The organism is Micromonospora sp. FIMYZ51, assembly GCF_038246755.1.
Classification (GTDB): domain Bacteria; phylum Actinomycetota; class Actinomycetes; order Mycobacteriales; family Micromonosporaceae; genus Micromonospora.
The window spans coordinates 3,687,317-3,705,824 of record NZ_CP134706.1 but is presented as its reverse complement, the minus strand read 5'-3'; the positions used below and the strand labels follow the sequence as shown (position 1 = coordinate 3,705,824).

At 71.9% G+C, this 18,508-nt stretch carries 24 protein-coding genes; 20 read left to right on the top strand and 4 right to left on the bottom strand.

Annotation, left to right across the window (positions count from 1 at the left end):
• Window positions 1-17 precede the first annotated feature (17 nt).
• The 4 genes from selA to QQG74_RS16835 all read left to right on the top strand — a co-directional run bounded on the left by selA (window position 18) and on the right by QQG74_RS16835 (window position 3,600).
• Entirely contained in the window at window positions 18-1,322 is a 1,305-nt protein-coding gene (gene selA / locus QQG74_RS16850) for an L-seryl-tRNA(Sec) selenium transferase (RefSeq protein ID WP_341715724.1), read from the top strand.
• Between the two features lie 2 nt (window positions 1,323-1,324).
• Window positions 1,325-3,097 carry a selenocysteine-specific translation elongation factor gene (selB, locus tag QQG74_RS16845; RefSeq protein ID WP_341715723.1) on the top strand — a complete coding sequence of 591 codons (1,773 nt, stop codon included), beginning with the start codon at window positions 1,325-1,327 and terminating at the stop codon, window positions 3,095-3,097.
• 46 nt (window positions 3,098-3,143) lie between these two features.
• Complete coding sequence (locus QQG74_RS16840; protein WP_341715722.1) at window positions 3,144-3,341, top strand: hypothetical protein; 198 nt, start codon at window positions 3,144-3,146, stop codon at window positions 3,339-3,341.
• Between the two features lie 73 nt (window positions 3,342-3,414).
• A complete protein-coding gene (locus QQG74_RS16835) occupies window positions 3,415-3,600 on the top strand; it encodes a hypothetical protein (RefSeq protein WP_341721479.1) in 186 nt (61 codons plus the stop codon).
• A 23-nt stretch (window positions 3,601-3,623) separates the two neighbouring features.
• On the opposite strand, the gene QQG74_RS16830 is transcribed toward QQG74_RS16835, so the two are convergent.
• Window positions 3,624-4,271, bottom strand: a complete 648-nt coding sequence (locus tag QQG74_RS16830) for a hypothetical protein (RefSeq protein ID WP_341715721.1) — start codon at window positions 4,269-4,271, stop codon at window positions 3,624-3,626.
• Window positions 4,272-4,404: 133 nt separating this feature from the next.
• On the opposite strand from QQG74_RS16830, the gene QQG74_RS16825 reads away from it, so the two are divergent.
• Window positions 4,405-4,611, top strand: coding sequence for a hypothetical protein (locus QQG74_RS16825; protein ID WP_341715720.1), 207 nt, complete (start codon window positions 4,405-4,407; stop codon window positions 4,609-4,611).
• Between the two features lie 14 nt (window positions 4,612-4,625).
• Here the strand turns inward: QQG74_RS16825 and QQG74_RS16820 are convergent, their stop codons facing one another.
• A complete protein-coding gene (locus QQG74_RS16820) occupies window positions 4,626-5,081 on the bottom strand; it encodes a hypothetical protein (RefSeq protein ID WP_341715719.1) in 456 nt (151 codons plus the stop codon).
• Window positions 5,078-5,290 carry a phosphatidylethanolamine-binding protein gene (locus QQG74_RS16815; RefSeq protein ID WP_341715718.1) on the bottom strand — a complete coding sequence of 71 codons (213 nt, stop codon included), beginning with the start codon at window positions 5,288-5,290 and terminating at the stop codon, window positions 5,078-5,080. The genes QQG74_RS16820 and QQG74_RS16815 overlap by 4 nt, the downstream gene beginning before the upstream one ends.
• A 590-nt stretch (window positions 5,291-5,880) precedes the next feature.
• Here QQG74_RS16815 and QQG74_RS16810 point away from each other — a divergent pair.
• From QQG74_RS16810 to QQG74_RS16745, 14 genes are all read left to right on the top strand, one after another.
• Window positions 5,881-7,059 (top strand): PP2C family protein-serine/threonine phosphatase, encoded by a 1,179-nt coding sequence (locus QQG74_RS16810; protein WP_341715717.1) that lies wholly within the window; start codon window positions 5,881-5,883, stop codon window positions 7,057-7,059.
• A gap of 56 nt (window positions 7,060-7,115) precedes the next feature.
• Complete coding sequence (locus QQG74_RS16805) at window positions 7,116-7,574, top strand: MarR family transcriptional regulator (protein WP_341715716.1); 459 nt, start codon at window positions 7,116-7,118, stop codon at window positions 7,572-7,574.
• A gap of 364 nt (window positions 7,575-7,938) precedes the next feature.
• Complete coding sequence (locus QQG74_RS16800; protein WP_341721257.1) at window positions 7,939-8,505, top strand: CDP-alcohol phosphatidyltransferase family protein; 567 nt, start codon at window positions 7,939-7,941, stop codon at window positions 8,503-8,505.
• A gap of 49 nt (window positions 8,506-8,554) precedes the next feature.
• Window positions 8,555-9,469, top strand: coding sequence for a DUF881 domain-containing protein (locus QQG74_RS16795; RefSeq protein WP_341715715.1), 915 nt, complete (start codon window positions 8,555-8,557; stop codon window positions 9,467-9,469).
• Window positions 9,466-9,798: a small basic family protein gene (locus tag QQG74_RS16790; protein ID WP_341715714.1), complete on the top strand. Its 333-nt coding sequence runs from the start codon at window positions 9,466-9,468 to the stop codon at window positions 9,796-9,798. Before QQG74_RS16795 ends, QQG74_RS16790 begins: the two co-directional genes overlap by 4 nt.
• 9 nt (window positions 9,799-9,807) lie before the next feature.
• Entirely contained in the window at window positions 9,808-10,785 is a 978-nt protein-coding gene (locus tag QQG74_RS16785) for a DUF881 domain-containing protein (protein ID WP_341715713.1), read from the top strand.
• Between the two features lie 58 nt (window positions 10,786-10,843).
• Window positions 10,844-11,224: a glycine cleavage system protein GcvH gene (gene gcvH / locus QQG74_RS16780; RefSeq protein ID WP_341715712.1), complete on the top strand. Its 381-nt coding sequence runs from the start codon at window positions 10,844-10,846 to the stop codon at window positions 11,222-11,224.
• Between the two features lie 217 nt (window positions 11,225-11,441).
• The gene (locus QQG74_RS16775) at window positions 11,442-11,894 is read left to right on the top strand and encodes an FHA domain-containing protein (RefSeq protein WP_189040545.1); all 453 of its coding nucleotides are present in this window, start codon (window positions 11,442-11,444) and stop codon (window positions 11,892-11,894) included.
• Between the two features lie 50 nt (window positions 11,895-11,944).
• On the top strand, window positions 11,945-12,646 hold the full coding sequence (locus QQG74_RS16770; protein ID WP_341721256.1) for a MerR family transcriptional regulator: 702 nt from the start codon (window positions 11,945-11,947) through the stop codon (window positions 12,644-12,646).
• A gap of 175 nt (window positions 12,647-12,821) precedes the next feature.
• On the top strand, window positions 12,822-13,286 hold the full coding sequence (locus QQG74_RS16765; RefSeq protein ID WP_341715711.1) for a bifunctional nuclease family protein: 465 nt from the start codon (window positions 12,822-12,824) through the stop codon (window positions 13,284-13,286).
• 205 nt (window positions 13,287-13,491) lie between these two features.
• Window positions 13,492-14,076 carry a MerR family transcriptional regulator gene (locus QQG74_RS16760; protein ID WP_341715710.1) on the top strand — a complete coding sequence of 195 codons (585 nt, stop codon included), beginning with the start codon at window positions 13,492-13,494 and terminating at the stop codon, window positions 14,074-14,076.
• Window positions 14,077-14,563: 487 nt separating this feature from the next.
• The gene (locus QQG74_RS16755; RefSeq protein WP_341715709.1) at window positions 14,564-14,962 is read left to right on the top strand and encodes a group 1 truncated hemoglobin; all 399 of its coding nucleotides are present in this window, start codon (window positions 14,564-14,566) and stop codon (window positions 14,960-14,962) included.
• A gap of 2 nt (window positions 14,963-14,964) precedes the next feature.
• On the top strand, window positions 14,965-16,143 hold the full coding sequence (locus QQG74_RS16750; protein WP_341715708.1) for a globin domain-containing protein: 1,179 nt from the start codon (window positions 14,965-14,967) through the stop codon (window positions 16,141-16,143).
• Window positions 16,144-16,241: 98 nt separating this feature from the next.
• A complete protein-coding gene (locus QQG74_RS16745; protein ID WP_341721255.1) occupies window positions 16,242-16,862 on the top strand; it encodes a cell division protein DivIVA in 621 nt (206 codons plus the stop codon).
• A gap of 15 nt (window positions 16,863-16,877) precedes the next feature.
• Here QQG74_RS16745 and QQG74_RS16740 read toward each other — a convergent pair whose 3' ends face one another.
• Entirely contained in the window at window positions 16,878-17,537 is a 660-nt protein-coding gene (locus QQG74_RS16740; RefSeq protein WP_341715707.1) for an NAD(P)H-binding protein, read from the bottom strand.
• Between the two features lie 75 nt (window positions 17,538-17,612).
• On the opposite strand from QQG74_RS16740, the gene QQG74_RS16735 reads away from it, so the two are divergent.
• Window positions 17,613-18,464 carry an NAD-dependent protein deacetylase gene (locus QQG74_RS16735; protein ID WP_341715706.1) on the top strand — a complete coding sequence of 284 codons (852 nt, stop codon included), beginning with the start codon at window positions 17,613-17,615 and terminating at the stop codon, window positions 18,462-18,464.
• Window positions 18,465-18,508 lie beyond the last annotated feature (44 nt).

Genomic DNA, 18,508 nt, shown 5'->3' with positions numbered 1-18,508 from the left:
TGCGAGGAGTTGACCCGATGGGCGACGGTCGCGCCGACCCACGGCGCCGGGTGCCGCGTACCGATGCGCTGCTGGCCGAGCCACGGCTGGCCGCGGCTGCCGCGACGCTGGGCCGGGACCGGGTCAAGGCCGCCGTCCGCCGGGCCCAGGACCGGGCCCGCCGTGGTGAGATCGACCCCGATGAGGTACGCGACGCCGCGCTGGCCGCGTTGCCGTCGGCTGCCCCGCGTGCCGTGCTCAACGCCACCGGGGTGCTGCTGCACACCAATCTGGGTCGGGCCGCGCTCTCCGACGCTGCGGTGGCGGCCGTGGTCGCCGCCTCCGGCCACACCGATGTCGAACTGGACCTGCACACCGGGCGGCGGGCCCGCCGTGGCCGCGACGCCCTGGCCGCCCTCGCCGCCGCCGTGCCGGCGGCCGAGGCGGTGCACGTGGTGAACAACGGCGCGGCGGCGCTGGTGCTCGCCGCCACCGCGCTGGCCGCCGACGCGGAGATCGTGGTCAGCCGGGGCGAGCTGGTGGAGATCGGCGACGGTTTCCGCCTGCCCGACCTGCTGACCAGCACCGGTGCCCGGCTGCGCGAGGTCGGCACCACCAACCGGAGCACGCTTGCCGACTACGCTGCCGTGATCGGCCCCCGCACCGGGTTCGTGCTCAAGGTGCATCCGGGCAACTTCCGGGTCACCGGTTTCACCTCGGCGGTGCCGGTGCGGCGGCTGGCCGGTCTCGGCGTGCCGGTGGTCGTCGACATCGGCTCCGGGCTGCTCGCCCCCGATCCGCTGCTGCCTGCGGAGCCGGACGCGGCGAGCACCCTGACCGCCGGGGCGAGCCTGGTCACCGCCAGCGGCGACAAGCTGTTCGGCGGCCCGCAGGCCGGGCTGCTGCTCGGCGCCGCTGGGCTGGTCGAGCGGCTGCGCCGGCATCCGCTGGCCCGGGCGTTGCGGGTGGACAAGCTGACCCTGGCCGCCCTGGCGGCGACCCTCGGCGATCCGGTCACGCCGACCCGGTCCGCGCTGCATGTCGACCCGGCGGTGTTGCGGGCCCGTACCGAACGGTTGCGCGACGCGCTCGCGGCCGACGGCCGCAAGGCCGAGGTGGTGCCCTCGGTGGCGGTGGTCGGTGGCGGTGGTGCCCCCGGGGTGGAACTGGACTCGTGGGCGTTGAGCCTGCCCGAGCGGTACGCCGCCGCGCTGCGCGTGGGTGACCCGCCGGTGCTCGGCCGGGTGGCGCGGGGTCGGCTGCTGCTGGACCTGCGGTGCCTGCCGCAGCACGCCGACGAACTCCTGCGCGCTGCGGTGCTGGCCGTGCCGGGGGACGACTGAGCATGCTGGTGGTGGCCACCGCCGGGCACGTCGACCACGGCAAGTCCACGCTGGTGCGGGCGCTTACCGGGATGGAACCCGACCGGTGGGCGCAGGAGCGTCGGCGGGGCATGACCATCGATCTCGGGTTCGCCTGGACGGTGCTGCCCTCCGGCGGCACCGTCGCCTTCGTCGACGTGCCCGGGCATGAACGGTTCGTGCCGAACATGCTCGCCGGTGTCGGTCCGGTGCCCGCCGCGGTGGTCGTGGTCGCCGCCGACGAGGGCTGGATGCCGCAGTCCGCCGAGCACCTGGCCGCCCTCGACGCGCTCGGGGTGGCGTACGGGCTGCTGGTGGTGACCCGCGCGGACCTGGCTGATCCGGGGCCGGCGTTGGCGCGGGCCCGCGCCGAGGTGGCGGCGACCTCGCTGGGCGAGGTGGAGGCGGTGGCGGTCAGCGCGGTCACCGGGGCCGGCCTGCCCGAACTGCGGGCCGCGCTGGACCGGCTGGCCGCGCGGCTGCCCACCCCGGTCACCGACGCCCCGGTGCGGCTCTGGATCGACCGTGGCTTCACCGTGCGGGGCAGCGGCACGGTGGTCACCGGCACCCTCGGCGCCGGCCGGCTGCGGGTGGACGCCGAACTGGAGTTGGCCGGCAGCGGCGAACGGGTCCGGGTGCGGGGGCTGCACCGCCTCGGCGAGCCGTGTCGGGAAGCCGCACCGGTCGCCCGGGTGGCGGTGAACCTGCGGGGGGTGGCCCGCGACCGGATCGCCCGGGGCGACGCGCTGCTCACCCCGGGCCGGTTCCGCCCGACCGACCTGGTCGACGTGCGGCTGACCGGTGATCCGGCGGCCGACCTGCCCGCGACGCTGGTCCTGCACATCGGTTCGGCCGCGGTGCCGGTGCGGGTGCGTCCGCTCGGCGTGGACACCGTCCGGCTGCGGTTGCACCGTCCGCTGCCGCTGCTCGTCGGCGACCGGGCGGTGCTGCGCGATCCCGGGCGCCACCACGTGGCCGGTGGGGTCACCGTGCTGGACGTGCTGCCGCCGCCGTTAGCACGGCGCGGAGCCGCCGCGGCCCGCGCGGCGGTGCTGGCGACCCTGGACGGGCGTCCGGACCTGGCCGGTGAGTTGCGCCGCCGGGGGCTGGTGCGCTGCGACGACCTGACCCGGGCCGGGGTGCCGGTGACCGTCGCCCCGGTGGCCGGGGACTGGCTGGCCGATCCGGAGCACTGGCGGCAGCTGGGTCACCGGCTGGCCGACGCGGTGGCCGAGTACGCGCGGACCCAGCCGCTGGAGCCGGGGGCGCCGGTGGAGGTGCTGCGTCAGCGTCTCGACCTGCCCGATCGGGCACTGGTGGCGGCGCTGGTACGCCCACCGCTGCGGTTGGCCGCCGGGCGGGTCGCCGTCGCCGGGGCGGACCCGCTGCCCGAACCGGTGGCCCGGGCGTTGGCCCTGGTCGGCGACGACTGGGCCACTCACCCGTTCCGCGCACCCGACGCCGACCGGCTCGCCGCGCTCGGGCTGGGCGCCCGGGAGATCGGTGCTGCGGTGCGTGCCGGCGCGCTGCTGCGCCTGCCCGGTAACGTGCTGCTGCTGCCGGGCGCGCCGCAGCGGGCGGTGGCGGTGCTGGCCGCCTTGCCGCAGCCGTTCACGCTCAGCGCTGCCCGGCAGGCCCTGGACACCACCCGCCGGGTGGCGGTGCCGCTGCTGGAGCTGTTGGACCGGCAGGGCCGGACCCGTCGGCTGACCGACGACGCCCGGGTGGTGGTGGGCCCGGTGGAGGGCGCGAATTGACCCCGTCCGCCGGTCACCGGGCGGCCGGGCGGCCTACCGTGACGCCATGGACCCTTCGGCGGTCTGGCGGGACAAGCAGCACCGGTGGCGCATCGAGGCGTACCGGGCGCCGGATCTGCGGTTCGCCGTCTTCGCCACAAACGGCACCACCGAGTCGGCGCCGCTGTGGCTGTTCGGCATGTCGGCGTTGGCTCGTTGGCTGATGAGCCACAAGATCTCCCTGGACGACCTGGAGTCCGACTGACCGTTCGCCCGTCCGGAGGACAACGGGCTGTTCCGCCGGACGGCGGGCCGGCGTGGGCCGTAGCGTCCGGGCTGTGCGAGACCAAGGCATTCGCAAACTCCTCGCGGCGCTGGCCGGCCTGGCCGTGATCTATTTCGGCACCGCCGGCCGGTCGGCCGAGGAGGGGCGGGGGATCTCCGGTGGGCTGGTGGTGCTGGCGCTGCTCGCCGCGCTGCTGGTGTGGCACCTGACCAAGCCCGGCGGCAACCCGACGAACTGACTGCGACGCGAGGTTGCCGATGGTCAGCGGGCGGCGACGCTGCGGGTGATCTGGCCCGCCGACTCCTCGCCGAGCGCCACCCGCACCAGTGCTGAGGCGAGCCGGCCGAAGTCCACCTCGTCGACCAGCCGGGCCAGCCGGTCGGGAGTGGCGGGCAGTCCCAGTCGCCGGGCGCCGGCAACCGCCCGCCGGTCGGCGTAGGGACGCAGCTGCGGCCAGACGGTCTGCACCTCGCGCAGGAAGATGTCGGCGCCGGTGGGTCCGATGCCGGGGAACTCGGTGAGCAGGCGCCGCAACGCCGCCGGCTCGTCGCCCGCCTCCTGGTGCAGTCGCCGCAGGTCACCGTGCCAACGGTCGAGGCAGAGTCGGGCGCCGGTGCCGAGCATCGTGGCGGTGCGTTCGTCGTAGCGGCGGTAGTGGCCCCGGCCGAGCGCGTCGACCCGTTCCTGCCAGCTCGCCGCCTCCATCGCCTGCGGGGTGCGGTAACCGGCGGCGAAGAGTTCCCGGGCGGCGGCCACCCCGACCTGGGCCCGGATCCGGGTGCTCAGCAGGGTGACGAGCACCAGCAGCTGGTACAGCGGCGCCGGCCGGTCGGCCAGCGAGATGCCCGCCTCCTCGGCGTACGTGCGGCGGGTCAGCAGGACCCGTGCCATCTTCCGTTGGTCGGCCATCGTCGCGGGGTACCCGTTCGGCGCCCGGCTAGGCCCGGCGTGGGCGCGGAATGCCGCTGCCGGCGATGGGTAAGCCGCAGCGGCGGGCGCGGCCATCTCGCCGCGACCGCGCCATCGGCGAAGGGAGACGACCGTGACGAACCCGCAGCAGGAGGAGTTCCGGCGCAACGCCAAGGGCGGCACCAGCCAGGACAACAAGGGGCCCGGCCCGACGGGTCATCCGCGCAACCGTGGCTCGTCCTCCGGTGACGCCGGCCGCCCGATGCCACGGGGCCAGGTGTCGCCGTACGGTCCGACCGGGCAGCCGGTGGCCGACGACGACAGCGACCGGCGCGGCTGACGCCGGTGTGGGGCTCACGGCCGCAGCCGGTTCCAGGTGACTGCGGCCGTGAGCCCGTACGCGAGGTGCGGGACGAGGTCGGCGATCCAGTCCACCCGCCGCCAACTGCGGGGGTTGGTGACGCCGAGCAGCGTCATCGACCCGTCGGAGAGGGTCATCAGCCCGCCGCCGAGCAGCGCGGCGGCCCGCAGCAGCGGTTGGCGCCGGCCCCGGGCCAGCGCCGCGAAGCCGACGGCCGCCGTGAGGCCCAGCCCGTAGCCCATCAGGGGGCCGAGCCCGGAGCGGCGGTTGGCCGCCTGGTCGCCGGGACCCAGGTCGAGGTGGATCGTGTCGGCCACCTTCGCGGCGCTGTTCTCCGGTGTCTGGCTGGCCGGCCGGGCCCGCAGCGCCATGTCCAGGTAGGTGACGACGTTGAGGGTGGTGCTGCCCACCGCGCCGGCGATGAGCCCGTCGGCGAGGGGCGCCCTCACTTCGGGTCACCCGGTTCGCGGTTGCCCTTGGGCCCGTAGGCGCGTTCGCCCCGTACGACGCCGCGTTGGCCCCGGTCCTCCTGGAGGATCCGGTTGGCGGTCTCGTCGGCCCGTTGGTCCGGGGTGTGCCGGCCGGAGTCGTCGATCGCGTTGCGGATTCGGGCCCGCTGTTTGTCGTATGCCTTGCTGCCCGGTCGTGGTCCTGGCATTGCCGTCTCCTCTGCTCCGCGCCGGTGGCGTACGTCGTCGCCGGTGGCGTGCGCGGCCCGTCTACCCGCCTGGGCCGGTGCCAACCCCATCGCCTGACCACGCGGCGCGTGGCGGGTGTGGTGCCGTGGTCGGGCTGCGGGCGTACCGGGCCGGGGCGTGGTGTCGGTAGGCTGGCCTCGGCCGCCTGGGGAGGGGAGCGCGTCGATGGTGGAGCCCGACCAGCCGAGCGTCCGCGCGAGCGCCGCCCCCGGGGTGGGCGGTTTCCTGGTTTTCGGTGCCGGGCTGCCCATCCTGGGCAACGGGCCCGAGGCCCGCGCCCGAGGCGGTCGTTCGCGGCACTGGTCGGGCTGGTCTTCCTCGCCCTGGCGGCATTCCTCGACGGTGGCGCCCTGGCCCGTACCCTCGACACGCGGTGTCGATCAGCGGCGACGGCGTCGTGCCGGTGACCCGGTGGCGAGCGGACGGGTCGCCGGAGGAGGTGCCGGATGCGTGCCATGGTGCGGTGGCGGTGCGGTCGGCCGGGTGACCATGGGTGCAGCCGCCTCCGTATGATGCTTGCCCCAGAGCAAGTAATTTTCGGAGGATGGTCATGGCGGATGCGCCCACGGGGGTTTCCCGCGCCCTGCGCGAGGCCCCGCCCGACCGGGTGGTCGAGGCCGCCGACCTGGCCATCCGGTCCGTGCTGGGCGCGTCGGGCACGGCCCTGTTCATCGCCGACTACCGGATCAGCGGTCTGTGGCCGGTGCTCGACTCGCGGCAGCCCGTTGCCGGCGGGAAGGCCGACCAGGTGCTGGTCCAGCGCTGCTTCAGCAGCCAGCAGCCGGTACGGGAGTCCGATGAGGACAGCCGGTGCCGGCTCTACCTGCCGGTGTCGGTGTGGGGCGAGCGGCTGGGCGTGCTGGTGGTCGAGTTACCCGAGGCGCCGGGGGACGAGGTGGTGCGCCGGGCGGCCGACATCGCCGGCGAGGTGGCCATGGCGCTGCGTGCGGCCGACCGGGAGACCGACAGGTACCGGCGGGCACGCCGGCAGGAACGGCTGAGCATGGCCGCCGAGTTGCAGTGGGAGTTGCTGCCGGGACGCAGCGTCAGCGACGGCACGTTTCATCTGGCGGGGCAGCTCGAACCGGCGTACACCGTGGGCGGCGACCATTTCGACTGGTCGTTGGATGACGGCCGGCTCACCGTCACCGTGCTCAACGGCGACGGCATCGGGCTGGCTGCGGCGCTGTTGACGGCGGTGACGGTGAACGCGATGCGCAACGCCCGCCGCTCGGGAGGTTCGCTTGTGGAGCAGGCGGAGCTGGCCTCCGACACGATCTACTACCAGCATCGGGGGCATCGGCACGTGGCCACCGTGCTGCTCGAACTGGACTGTGCCACCGGCCGGGTGCGGGCGGTGGACGCGGGCTCGCCGCACGTGATGCGGGTACGCGGCGGGACGGTTTCCCGGGTCGCGCTGGAGCAGCAGCTGCCGCTGGGCATGTTCGCCGAGACGCGCTACGACCTGCAAGAGTTCGATCTGGATCCGGGGGATCGGCTGTTCGTGGTCTCCGACGGGGTGTGGGGGGCCGATCCGACCGGGCGGGAGAGTTACGGCGAGCGGGCGATGGCTCGCTCGATGCGGGCCACGCGGTTGCAGCCGCCGACCGAGGCGATTGGTACGGTGATGCGAGAGTTGCAGGCTTTCCACGCGGACGCCGATCTGCGCGACGACGCGGTCGTGGTGTGCCTGGACTGGCGTGGGTCCGTCGGTCGGGGGGACGGTTGACGGACAGCGCCGTGGCGGTCGGGCAAAACCAGCGGGACAATCGCAGGGGACATCGGGTGGAACGACCGGATCTCGCCGCGGCGATCGACGCGGCTGCCGAGGCGCTGGTGGGTGTGCTCGATTCCGCCGGCTCCCGGCACCGGCTCGCCGTGTCGCCCACCCAGTTGCGGGTGTTGGCGCTGCTCAGCAGCCGGCCGGAGACCAATGTCAACGGTCTGGCCGAGTTGCTCGACGTCGTACCCTCCTCGGCGAGTCGGCTCTGTGACCGGTTGGAGGCGATCGGCTTGCTGCGTCGGGTGGCCGACCCACGGGACCGGCGGGAGGTGCGCCTGGAGCCCACCACGGCGGCGCAGGTGCTGCTGGGGGAGGTACGGGCGCGCCGACACGAAGCGGTGCGTGCCGTGCTGGACCGGATGCCCGTCCGGGGCCAGCAGGACCTGCTGCGGTCCCTGCTGGCGTTCGCCCAGGCGGCGACGGCCGCGGAGACGCCGGATGCCTCCACCCGTAGCGCCTGATCACCAGGCACACCCTATCGTCCTAGGATGCCTTAGCGGTGGTGACGCCACTCACACCCGTTCAACCGCGCCGAAAGGCACACCGCCGCTGGGCAGCCGAAGCGTCGGGGGAGCCCGATATAGTGGCAGCGCATCCGGCCGACCCGTGATCATCGACCGGGGACGGCAGGGCCAGGGGAGGTCCCGGATCGGGATCGCAGGGGGCGCCGGCAGCAGCCGGCCCGACAGCGCGTACGACGCAGCGCGGCAGAACGAGGGCCGTGGTGGTGGAGCGTGCCGCGGAGGAGGTTCGGTGTCGCGTCGGCCCGCTCGGGCGGAGCAACCAGAGCGCACCGCGGCCGGGACGGAGTCGTCCGACGACCGGGTGCTGACCCTGCCCAATGTGATCAGTTTCCTGCGTCTGCTGGGCGTACCGCTCTTTCTGTACCTGTTCCTGGTCGCCCGCGCCGACGTGGCCGCGATCGTGGTGCTGGCCGTCGGCGGCACCAGCGACTGGGTGGATGGCTGGATCGCCCGTCGGCTGCGGCAGGTGAGTCGTCTCGGTGAGTTGCTCGATCCGCTCGCCGATCGGCTCTACATCCTGGCGACTCTTGTCGCGTTCACCGCTCGCGAGGTGGTGCCCTGGCAGTTCACCGCGGCCCTGCTGGCCCGGGAGGTGCTGCTGCTCGGCTCGCTGGCGGTGCTGCGCCGGCACGGCTACGGGCCGCCGCCGGTGCACTATGTCGGCAAGACCGCCACGTTCCTGCTGCTGGCGGCATTTCCGGTGTTGCTGCTGGCCGCCGCGGTGCCGGCCACCACCCCGGTCGCGGGCGCCATCGGCTGGGGTTTGGCGTGGTGGGGTCTGGTGCTCTACTGGGTGGCCGGGGCGCTCTACGTGATCCAGGCACGCCAGCTGGTGCGGGCGGTACGTGGCCAAGGGGTGGCGGCATGAGCGGGCACGGCGTGCTGGTGTGGCGAGACGACCCGGCGGGGTGCGGGCGATGAGTGACGGGCCGGGCGAGGGCCGGCGCAGCGGTCGGGGGTACGCCCCGGACTTCCTCACCGAGTTGTTCCGTAACCCGCTGGATCCGGGCTACGCCGATGCGGCGCAGCGGCGGGCGAAGGCCGGTCAGTCGGGGCGGCCGGGGTGGTCGGTGGGGCCGGTCAGCGTCACGGTCGTCGTGCTGCTGGGTTTTCTGTTCGCGGTGGCGTACCGGCAGACGATGGCTGAGGAGCCGGGGCGGGCGCAGGCCCGGTCGGGTCTGGTGGCGCAGATCCAGCAGCGGCAGGGAGAGACCGACGAGTTGTCCGAGCGGGCCGACGCGCTGCGCGAGGAGGTCAACCGGCAGCGGGAGGCGGCGCTTGGCGGTTCGCGTGCGGCGCAGCTGCGCAACCTGGAGGCCGGTACCGGCCTTGGTCGGGTGCGCGGCGACGGTGTGGTGGTGCGGTTGGCGGATGCGCCGCCGGATCAGCAGCCGCTCGGTGGTGCCAATGTGGGGCCGCCGCAGGTGCTCTACAGCGATCTCCAGGCGGTGGCGAACGACCTGTGGAGTGCCGGTGCGGAGGCGATCGCGATCAACGGGCAGCGGTTGACGGCGACCTCGACGATCCGCAACGCGGGTCAGGCGATCCTGGTGGATTTCCGGCCGGTGACCGGGCCGTACGAGGTGTGGGCGATCGGTCCTGAGTCGATGCGTGAGCGGTACGAGGGCAGTCGTAGTGCGTTGACGATGCGCAAGGTGGCGCAGGACACGGGGTTGTCGTTCGGGGTGCGGGCGGCCGATGACCTCACCCTGCCGGCGGCTCCGGAGCCGCAGCTACGCTACGCGGAGCCGGCGGTGAGCCCGTCGCCGTCGGGTGCTGACGAGTCGTCCGGCTCGGGTTCGTCTCCCAGTCCTTCCGGAGGTGGTCGATGATCGCGGTGCTGGCGCTGCTGGCCGGGGTGCTGCTTGGTCTGTGGTTGGATCCGACGGTGCCGGCGGGGTTGCAGCCGTACCTGCCGATCGCGGTGGTGGCGGCGTTGGACGCGGTGTTCGGCGGGGTCCGGGCGAAGCTGGACCGGATCTTCGATGACAAGCAGTTCGTGGTGTCGTTCATCTCGAATGTGCTGGTGGCAGCGCTGATCGTCTATCTGGGTGACCAGTTGGGGGTGGGCGGGCAGTTGTCCACGGGTGTGGTGGTCGTGTTGGGTGTGCGCATTTTCGGCAACGTGGCGGCGATCCGTCGGCACCTGTTCCGGGCGTAGGTTTGTGGCGTGAGTGACGAGCACACCGAGACGGGTACGGGGTGGCCGCAGCCGGCGGGTCCGGCGCGGCCGGGTGGTCCGGCGGGTGAGCCGGATCCGCGGCCGGAGGCGCCGGATCCGGACGAGTTGAGTCCGTTGTCGCCGCAGCGGCCGGCCGGTGGTGAGGTGCCGCCGGTGAAGTCCGAGCCTGGTGAGCCGGTCGAGCGTGAGCCGGTCGAGCCGGCTGTGGGCGGCCGGGAGTCCGGGGAGGTCGGGTCGGCTGCGGCGGGCGGGTCGGTGGCGGGTTCGTGGCGGCGGTTCAGTTCGGCGACGGTGATGATCGGCGTGTTGCTGGTGTTGCTGGGTTTCACGCTTGCGGTGCAGTTGAAGACCACGTCGACGGATCCGACGTTGTCGACGTCGCGGCAGGAGGATCTGGTCCGCATCCTTTATGACCTGGATGCGCGGGAGATACGGCTGCGGCAGGACATCGCGGCGTTGGAGGAGAGCCAGCGGCAGTTGCGCTCGGGTGAGCAGGGGCGTCAGGCGGCGTTGGAGGAGGCGAGTCGGCGGGCGGACGAGTTGGGGATTTTGGCGGGTACGTTGCCGGCGCGGGGGACGGGTCTGGCGGTGCGGTTCGAGGCGGGTTCGAAGCCGATCGCGGCGGTTCGGGTGCTGGATGCGGTGCAGGAGTTGCGGGGTGCCGGGGCGGAGGCGATGCAGATCTCGGGTGGTGATCGGGCGGTGGTGCGGATCGTGGCGTCGACGTACTTCCTGGACGGCGAGGGCGGGTCGTTGATCGTGGATGGGCGTCGGTTGACGGGGCCGTACACGATCACGGTGATCGGGGATCCGGCGACGATGCGTACGGGGCTGAACATTCCTGGTGGGGTGGTCGCGTCGGTGGCGAGGGACGGCGGTAACGTGATCGTTGAGGATCGTGAGGTTGCCGAGGTTTCGGCGCTGCACGCGCCGAGCACGCTGGAACACGCCCACCCGGTCGGTTAGGCCGGTGGGGCCGGCACCGGGGTCCGGTGTCGGTACGGACGGATGAGGACGCTTTCTGGTGATTCCTGAGGATCTGCGTTACACCGCCGAACACGAGTGGGTGGCTGCCGCGGACGGCGGGGCTGTGCGGGTCGGTATCACCCATTTCGCGCAGGACGCTCTTGGCGACATCGTGTTCGTGCAGTTGCCGGAGCCGGGTGCGGAGGTCGCGGCCGGTGAGTCGTTGGGTGAGATCGAGTCGACCAAGAGTGTGTCGGAGATCTACGCCCCGGTGGGCGGGACGGTGTCGGCGCGCAACGAGGTGTTGACGGACACGCCGGAGGTGATCAACACGGATCCGTACGGGTCGGGGTGGTTGGTGGAGGTCACTGTGGCGGATCCGGCGTCGCTTGACGGGTTGCTTTCCGCTGATGCGTACCGCGAGTTGACCGAGAGCTGAGCGTTTTCCTTGTGCCGGCGGTGGTGTCTGTGCCGCGCGTCCGGTTGCCCTGTTTTTCGGCGCTGGCTAGGCTCGCCCAGTCGACCGAGAACCCATTGTTGAGCGTCGCGGACAGCCTTTCGAGGCATGGCAGAGCCAGCCGCCGGGTGGATGAGCGCCCGGCGGCCAGACCCGCCGTCTCCCGACGCCGACCGAAACAGATCCGTGAGGTGGTCCCATGACTCGCCCAGGCGACGAGTTCCCCCCGCTCGACGTCACGTCGACGCTCAATCTCGGTTCGCTCGACGAAGCGCTGGAGGGGCCGGACACCGATGTGGTGCCGAGCCGGATGTCCGGGTCGCTGCCGCCGGGGATGGCGCTGCTGGTGGTGCGTCGGGGTCCGAACGCTGGTGCCCGGTTCCTGCTGGATCACGATGTGACGACCAGTGGGCGGCATCCGGACAGTGACATTTTCCTCGACGATGTGACGGTGTCGCGTCGGCACGCCGAGTTCCATCGGGATGGTGGCACGTTCACGGTGCGGGACGTGGGTAGTTTGAACGGCACGTACGTGAACCGGGAGCGGGTCGAGGCGGCGACGCTGAGCAACGGTGACGAGGTGCAGATCGGCAAGTTCCGGGTGGTTTTCATTGCCGGTCCGCGCCCGGAGGGTGAGGCCGGCCGGGGGTGAACGAGCCTGCGGCCTCCACGCCGTCCGGGGCGGGTCGTGCCCAGCCGTTGATGAGCATCGGCGAGGTGCTGGCGCAGTTGCGGGCGGATTTTCCCGACGTCACCATTTCGAAGCTGCGGTTCCTTGAGGCCGAGGGCCTGGTGGAGCCGCAGCGTACGGCGGCGGGCTATCGGAAGTACGGCTGGGACGATGTGGCGCGGCTGCGGTTCGTGCTGACGGCGCAGCGGGATCAGTATCTGCCGTTGCGGGTGATCCGGGAGCAGTTGGCGCAGTGGGACGCCTCGGGTGAGGCGCCGGAGCGGTCCCGGCCGGCGTTGGTGGCGGTGGGGCCGGATGGTGAGGTGCCGGGGCGTGTCGCGTCGGCGCCGGTCGAGTCGGCTCAGGTGCGCCTGGATCGGACGGAGTTGCTGGCGCGTAGTGGGTTGGACTCTTCGACGTTCGGGGAGTTGGAGCGGCTCGGGCTGGTGGTGTCGGATCCGCCGGGTTGGTACGACGGCGATGCGTTGATCATCGCGCAGGCGGTGGCTGGTCTGGCGTCGTACGGGTTCCAGCCGCGGCATCTGCGTGGCTATCGGACGGCGGCGGACCGGGAGGTGGGTTTGTTCGCGCAGTTGGTGGCGCCGTTGGCGCGGCAGAGTGATCCGGCGGCGCGGGCGCGGGCGGCGGAGGCGGCGCGGGAGTTGGAGGCGCTGTCGCAGCAGTTGCATGCGGCGTTGGTGCGGGTGGGGTTGCGCTCGACGTTGGGTCGGTGAGGGTCGTGTCGGGCGTCGGTGGGTGTTCCGGTGCGTGGCGTAGGCTTGGCGGGGTAACCCTTGTCTTGGCGCGGGCGTCGGGTGCGGGAAGCGCATGGTACGGCCGTGTCGCGGTCCGTGTACCGTGCAGGGAAGGGCGCGGTGCGGCGCAGGTGACAACGACACGGAGGCGGCGGTGCGCGAGCTGAGCGTGGTCGGGGTTCGGGTGGAGCTGCCCAGTAACCAGCCGATCGTCCTGCTCAGGGAGGTCGAGGGGGACCGCTATCTGCCGATCTGGATCGGCGCGGTCGAGGCGACGGCGATCGCTTATGAGCAGCAGGGTGTCAAGCCGGCCCGGCCGTTGACCCACGATCTTCTGCGGGATGTGTTGGCGGCGTTGAAGGCGCCGTTGCGGGCGGTGGAGATCACCGAGCTCAAGGAGAACGTGTTCTTCGCTGATCTGTTGATCGGTGATGGGGTGCGGGTGTCGGCTCGGCCCAGTGATTCGATCGCGTTGGCGTTGCGGGTCGGTGCGCCGATTCGTTGTGCCGAGCAGGTCCTCAGTGAGGCGGGGATTGTGATTCCCGATGAGCAGGAGGACGAGGTGGAGAAGTTCCGGGAGTTCCTGGAGCAGGTCAGTCCGGAGGATTTCGCCGGTTGAGCCGGTGGTCCGCCGTGTTGGTCGGGCTTTGTCTTTCCCCGCCGGGGTGTCACTCTCGGTGATGGTGATGATCGTCGTTGTCGGCGCGCGGCGTGTCGCGACGGTTTCTCCGTGGTAACCCTGGGCCGTCGCTATAGGGTTGCCGTGTCGAGGGGTGCGCGTCCCGGAAACGACGTGTCACCGCACTGACGGGGAGGTTGTCCGGATGCACGAGCCGCGAGATTCCGATCGGTTTACCGGGCGGGACGAGTCGGGTGGGATGCCTGGTTCGGCGACTGACGGTGACGGTGCGGTGGGATACCGGGGCGTGACGGCGTGCCATGCGGTGGGGATCAGCTATCGGCAGCTGGACTACTGGGCGCGTACGGCGTTGGTGGTGCCGAGTGTGCGGGACGCGTCGGGTTCGGGCACGCAACGGTTGTACTCGTTTCGGGACCTGGTGGTGTTGAAGGTCGTGAAGCGGTTGTTGGACGCCGGGGTGTCGTTGCAGAACATCCGTAAGGCGATCGAGGCGTTGCGGTCGCGTGGGGTGGAGGATCTGGCGGGCATCACGTTGATCTCCGATGGGACGACTGTCTACGAGTGTCGTTCTCCGGAGGAGGTGGTTGACCTGTTGCAGGGCGGCCAGGGGGTGTTCGGTATCGCGATCGGTGGGGCGTTCAAGGAGATCCAGGGTTCGTTGTCGCATCTTCCGGCGGAGCCGGTGGGGGTGGCGGTGGAGTCGGAGCCGCAGGAGTTGCCGGTGGGCGACGAGTTGGCGGCGCGTCGGGCGCGGCGTCGGGCGGGCTGAGACCTTCGGTCGGTTTCCGGCGGGGTGTCGGCCGGGTCGTGGGCGAGGCTGAGTCGTTACCGCCCGGTTGATGAGAGTTTTCGGCCGCTCTTCGGTGTTCTTTTTCTTCACGCTGCGTCCTGGTTCGGTCAGGCGGGTGTCGGCGTGGCTGGTGCTTCGCGGCGGCCGGGCGGTGGCGCTGTCGGTACTGGCCAGTGTGGGGTTGTGGGACTGTCGGCCGGCTCGGTGGTGGGCCGAGGTGCCGCCTACCGCGATCACATGTCGTGTTGGGGTGACTGCATTCGGTCGATGGTGAACCGATGTTTGGTGACTCTTCGTGTCTGGCTGCTGTCCGCGAGCTGATCGGTGGGTCCTGACGGGGGCGGCGTGGCGCGCTATCGTCCGTCACGGTCTGCCTGGCGTGTGGTGGCCGTTGACGCGCCGACGGATCGTCGTTCCCGCGCGCCGATGCCGCGGCATCCCCGTGTCCCATGGAAGGAAACGACCGGTGACGGTTACCGAAGAGAGCACGTCTGGCTCGCATTTCACCCGGATCGGCGGGGCCGGCGCGGTCAAGGCCGCTGTCGACCTGTTCTACGACCGGGTGTTGGCCGATCCGGAGTTGGCCGGCTACTTCACCGAGGTGGACATGGTGGGGCAGCGTCGGCATCTGGCGTTGATGTTGACCGTGGTGTTGGGTGGGCCGAACGAGTACACCGGCCGGGATCTGGCCACCGCGCATCAGCCGCTGAACATTTCGGTGGCGCACTACGTCAAGGTGGGTGGGCATCTGACGGCGGTGTTGACGCAGTTGGGCGTGGCTGACGACATCATCGCTGATGTGCAGGCGGTGCTGGCGCAGGTGCAGGACCAGGTGGTGGCCGCCGGGCAGCGGGCGGACGCCTGAGCGTGGACGTGTCCCGGCTGAAGCAGAGTTGGTCCCTGGTCGCCGCGCACGGCGACCAGGTGCCGCTCTACTTCTACTCGACGCTGTTTCTGGCATATCCCGAGATCCGGCAGATGTTTCCGACCAACATGGCCGGTCAGCGGGACCGGCTGGTCGCCGCGCTCGGGCACGTCGTGTCCGAAGTGGATCAGGTCGACCGGCTGGTCGGTTACCTTCAGCAGTTGGGTGCCGACCACCGTAAGTTCGCGGTGCGGGCGGAGCATTACCCGGCGGTGGGTGAGGCGTTGCTGGCGACGTTGCGGCATTTCCTGGCGGAGCAGTGGACCGACGAGTTGGCGCAGGACTGGGCGTCGGCGTACGGGTTGGTGGCGAAGGTGATGACCGAGGCGGCGCAGGCCGCCGAGGCGGTGCAGCCGCCGTGGTGGGTGGCCGAGGTGGTCGGTCATGAGCGGCGGGGTTTCGATGTGGCGGTGTTGACGTTGCGTCCGCAGTATCTGCTGCCGTTCACGCCGGGTCAGTCGATCGGGGTGTCGCATCCGGCGGTGCGGTCGTGGCGGTACTACACGCCGGCGAACGTGCCGCGTGCGGACGGCACCCTGGAGTTGCACGTGCGGGCGGCCCCGGGTGGGGTGGTGTCGTCGCGGCTGGTGTACGGGTGTGCACCGGGTGACCAGTTGCATCTGGCGGCGCCGGTGGGTGACGGGTTGACGTTGCGCTCGGCCGGGTCGGCGGATCTGTTGCTGCTGGCCGGTGGGACCGGTTGGGCGCCGTTGAAGGCGTTGGTGGAGCAGGTGGCGGCGGAGGGTTCTCCGCGTCGGGTCGACCTGTATCTGGGGGCTCGGTCGCGGGGTGAGTTCTACGACGGTGAGGCGGTCGACAAGTTGGCCGCGTCGCATCCGTGGTTGACGGTGACGCAGGTGGTGGGGTTGGACCTGAACCGGCCGGGGGAGTTCGTGTATCCGGTGGATCGGGCGGTGGCCGACGGTGACTGGCGGTCCCGGCAGGTGTACGTGTGTGGTTCCGATGACATGGTGTCGCGGACGGTGGCGACGTTGAGCCGGTCCGGTTATCACCTCGGGCAGCTGCATCACGAGGCTCTGGGGCGGCAGTGGTATGGCCCGGCGTGGCGGACGGCGGTGCAGACGCCGGCCGTCCCTGACGATTGCGGAGGTGCGGCGTGAGTGAGGCAGGTAGCCGTGGGGGGCGGTCCGCGGTGGTGGGCGCTGCGCACCTCGGCAGGTACGACGGTGCTGAGGTTTCCGGTGGTGTGCAGGTGCGCATGACCGCGGACCGGGTGCGGCGTTGGGAGTTCGGGTCGACGTCGTTCGCCCGGCGCGGCTATGACCACGCCGATGTGGACCGGTTCCGGATGCAGGTGGCCGAGGAGTTGGATCTGCTGGCGACGCAGGTGGCGAACCTGCGGGCGGAGAACGAGCGGCTGGGTGCGCACGTGGAGTTGCACCGGCACGGGGTGATTCCGAGTTCGGGGCGGGGGTCGAAGCTGCCGGCGGCGAAGGAGGTGAATCTGCTGTCGGCGGCGCAGCGGGAGGCTGAGCAGATCATCGCGCAGGCGCATGACTATGCGCGGCGGGTCGCCGAGTACGCCCGGACCCAGTACGAGAGTTATCTGCGGGCGGCGGCGGAGGAGGCGCGGCAGGAGGCGGAGCGGGCGGTGCAGGAGTATCGCTCGTCGGCGGGTGTGACGTTCGACGACGGGGTGGCCGCGCGGGAGGCGCTGCGTATCTACGGCGAGATGATGATCTCGCACATGCGGGCGGCGGCGCGGCATCTGGACGAGGGTGGTGAGCAGTTGGCGCGCACGATGCAGCGGCTGGGGCAGGATCCGGGTGCGGCGGCGGTGGGTGCCGGCTCGCCGGTGCCGCGGCACGGTCAGCGGTGACCCGACGCCGGGTCCTCACGCGGGCGCGACGGTGTGCAGCGCCTCGGCGAGGGGGGTGTCGCCGTTGACCAGTTCGAGGGTCAGGCCGGCGGTGGCGGGTGTGGTCAGCAGGGCGGCGAGGACGCCTGCCACGTCGGCGCGGGTGACCGTGCCGTAGGGCACGTGTCGGGCCAGGGTGATGCGGCCGGTGGGTTCGTCGTCGGTGAGTTGTCCGGGGCGCAGGATGGTGGCGTCCAGGTCGCGGCGGGCGATGTCGTCCTCGGCGGCTTTTTTGGCGCGCAGGTACGCCGCCCACACCTCGTTGGTGCCGGCTGCGGGGGGCTGCTGCACGCCCATCGAGGAGACCAGCAGGTAGCGGCGGACGCCTGCGGCCTGGGCGGCGTCGGCGAGTAGCACGGCGGCGGCGCGGTCGACGGTGTCCTTGCGGGTGGCGCCGCTGCCGGGGCCGGCGCCGGCGGCGAAGACGACGGCGTCGGCGTCGGTGAGGTGGGCGGCGAGTGTGTCGACGTCGGTGTGTTCCAGGTCGCACCGTATCGGGTGGGTTCCGGCTGCGGTGAGGTCGGCGGCGTGGGCGGGGTTGCGGATGAGGCCGACGGCGAGGTGACCGTGGTCGGTGAGTTCCCGGGCGAGCAGTCGGGCGATCTTGCCGTGGCCTCCGGCGATGACGATGCGCATGATGGCGAACCTACCGGCCGGTGGGTCGGCCTGCCGGACTCGCCGCCGGGGTGGGCGGCGAGGCAGCATGGGTGGGTGAGTGAGCGGGTGCAGCGGCTGGCGGAGTTGGTGTCGAGCGGTGGGGTGGTGGTGCTCAGTGGCGCCGGCCTCTCCACCGAGTCGGGCATTCCGGACTATCGGGGGCCGAACGGGGTGGCGCGCCGGCACACGCCGATGACGTACCAGAGCTTTGTGCGTGACGCGCGGGCCCGGCAGCGGTACTGGGCGCGGAGTCACGTGGGGTGGCGCACGATCGCGCGGGCGGCCCCCAACGACGGGCATCGGGCGGTGACGCGGCTGCAACGCGCCGGCCTGGTCGACGGGATCATCACCCAGAACGTCGACGGTCTGCACACGGTCGCCGGTGCCCGGCAGGTGGTGGAGCTGCACGGCCGCCTCGACCAGGTGCGGTGTCTGGACTGCGGGGCCGGCACCTCGCGGGAGGAGCTGCATGGGCGGCTGGCCGGCGCCAATGCGGGTTTCGCGGCCCGCGCGGTGGCGGTCAACCCCGACGGCGACGTCGACCTCGACGACGACGTGGTGGCCGGGTTCCGGGTGGTGGACTGCGCGGTATGTGGCACGGGGATGCTCAAACCGGACGTGGTGTTCTTCGGTGAGACGGTTCCGGCCGACCGGGTCGCCCGGTGTTTCGCGATGGTGGCCGCGGCCCGGCTGCTGCTGGTGTTGGGTTCGTCGTTGACGGTGCTGTCGGGGCGGCGGTTCGTGTCGCGGGCGGCCCGGGACGGGGTCGCGGTGGCGATCGTCAACCAGGGCCCGACCCGCGGTGACGCGTACGCGAGCGTGACGGTGGACGCCCCGTTGGGTGTGCTGCTGCCGGCGCTTGCGGATCGGACGTGCCCGGTGGATGTGCGTGGAGCCGGGGGATGACACGCGCCGGAAACACGCCCGCTGGTAGCGTTGATCGCGCCGGT

What these genes read in the sequence shown, in the direction of transcription:
- QQG74_RS16830 (WP_341715721.1), bottom strand. Translation starts at nt 4,271, where the DNA reads ATGGCCGACCAACGGAAGATGGCACGGGTCCTGCTGACCCGCCGCACG.
- QQG74_RS16770 (WP_341721256.1), top strand. Translation starts at nt 11,945, where the DNA reads ATGAGCATCGGCGAGGTGCTGGCGCAGTTGCGGGCGGATTTTCCCGAC.
- selB (WP_341715723.1), top strand. Translation starts at nt 1,325, where the DNA reads ATGCTGGTGGTGGCCACCGCCGGGCACGTCGACCACGGCAAGTCCACG.
- QQG74_RS16840 (WP_341715722.1), top strand. Translation starts at nt 3,144, where the DNA reads ATGGACCCTTCGGCGGTCTGGCGGGACAAGCAGCACCGGTGGCGCATC.
- selA (WP_341715724.1), top strand. Translation starts at nt 18, where the DNA reads ATGGGCGACGGTCGCGCCGACCCACGGCGCCGGGTGCCGCGTACCGAT.
- QQG74_RS16760 (WP_341715710.1), top strand. Translation starts at nt 13,492, where the DNA reads ATGCACGAGCCGCGAGATTCCGATCGGTTTACCGGGCGGGACGAGTCG.
- QQG74_RS16745 (WP_341721255.1), top strand. Translation starts at nt 16,242, where the DNA reads ATGACCGCGGACCGGGTGCGGCGTTGGGAGTTCGGGTCGACGTCGTTC.
- QQG74_RS16810 (WP_341715717.1), top strand. Translation starts at nt 5,881, where the DNA reads ATGGCGGATGCGCCCACGGGGGTTTCCCGCGCCCTGCGCGAGGCCCCG.
- QQG74_RS16790 (WP_341715714.1), top strand. Translation starts at nt 9,466, where the DNA reads ATGATCGCGGTGCTGGCGCTGCTGGCCGGGGTGCTGCTTGGTCTGTGG.
- QQG74_RS16740 (WP_341715707.1), bottom strand. Translation starts at nt 17,537, where the DNA reads ATGCGCATCGTCATCGCCGGAGGCCACGGCAAGATCGCCCGACTGCTC.
- QQG74_RS16775 (WP_189040545.1), top strand. Translation starts at nt 11,442, where the DNA reads ATGACTCGCCCAGGCGACGAGTTCCCCCCGCTCGACGTCACGTCGACG.
- QQG74_RS16815 (WP_341715718.1), bottom strand. Translation starts at nt 5,290, where the DNA reads ATGCCAGGACCACGACCGGGCAGCAAGGCATACGACAAACAGCGGGCC.
- QQG74_RS16795 (WP_341715715.1), top strand. Translation starts at nt 8,555, where the DNA reads ATGAGTGACGGGCCGGGCGAGGGCCGGCGCAGCGGTCGGGGGTACGCC.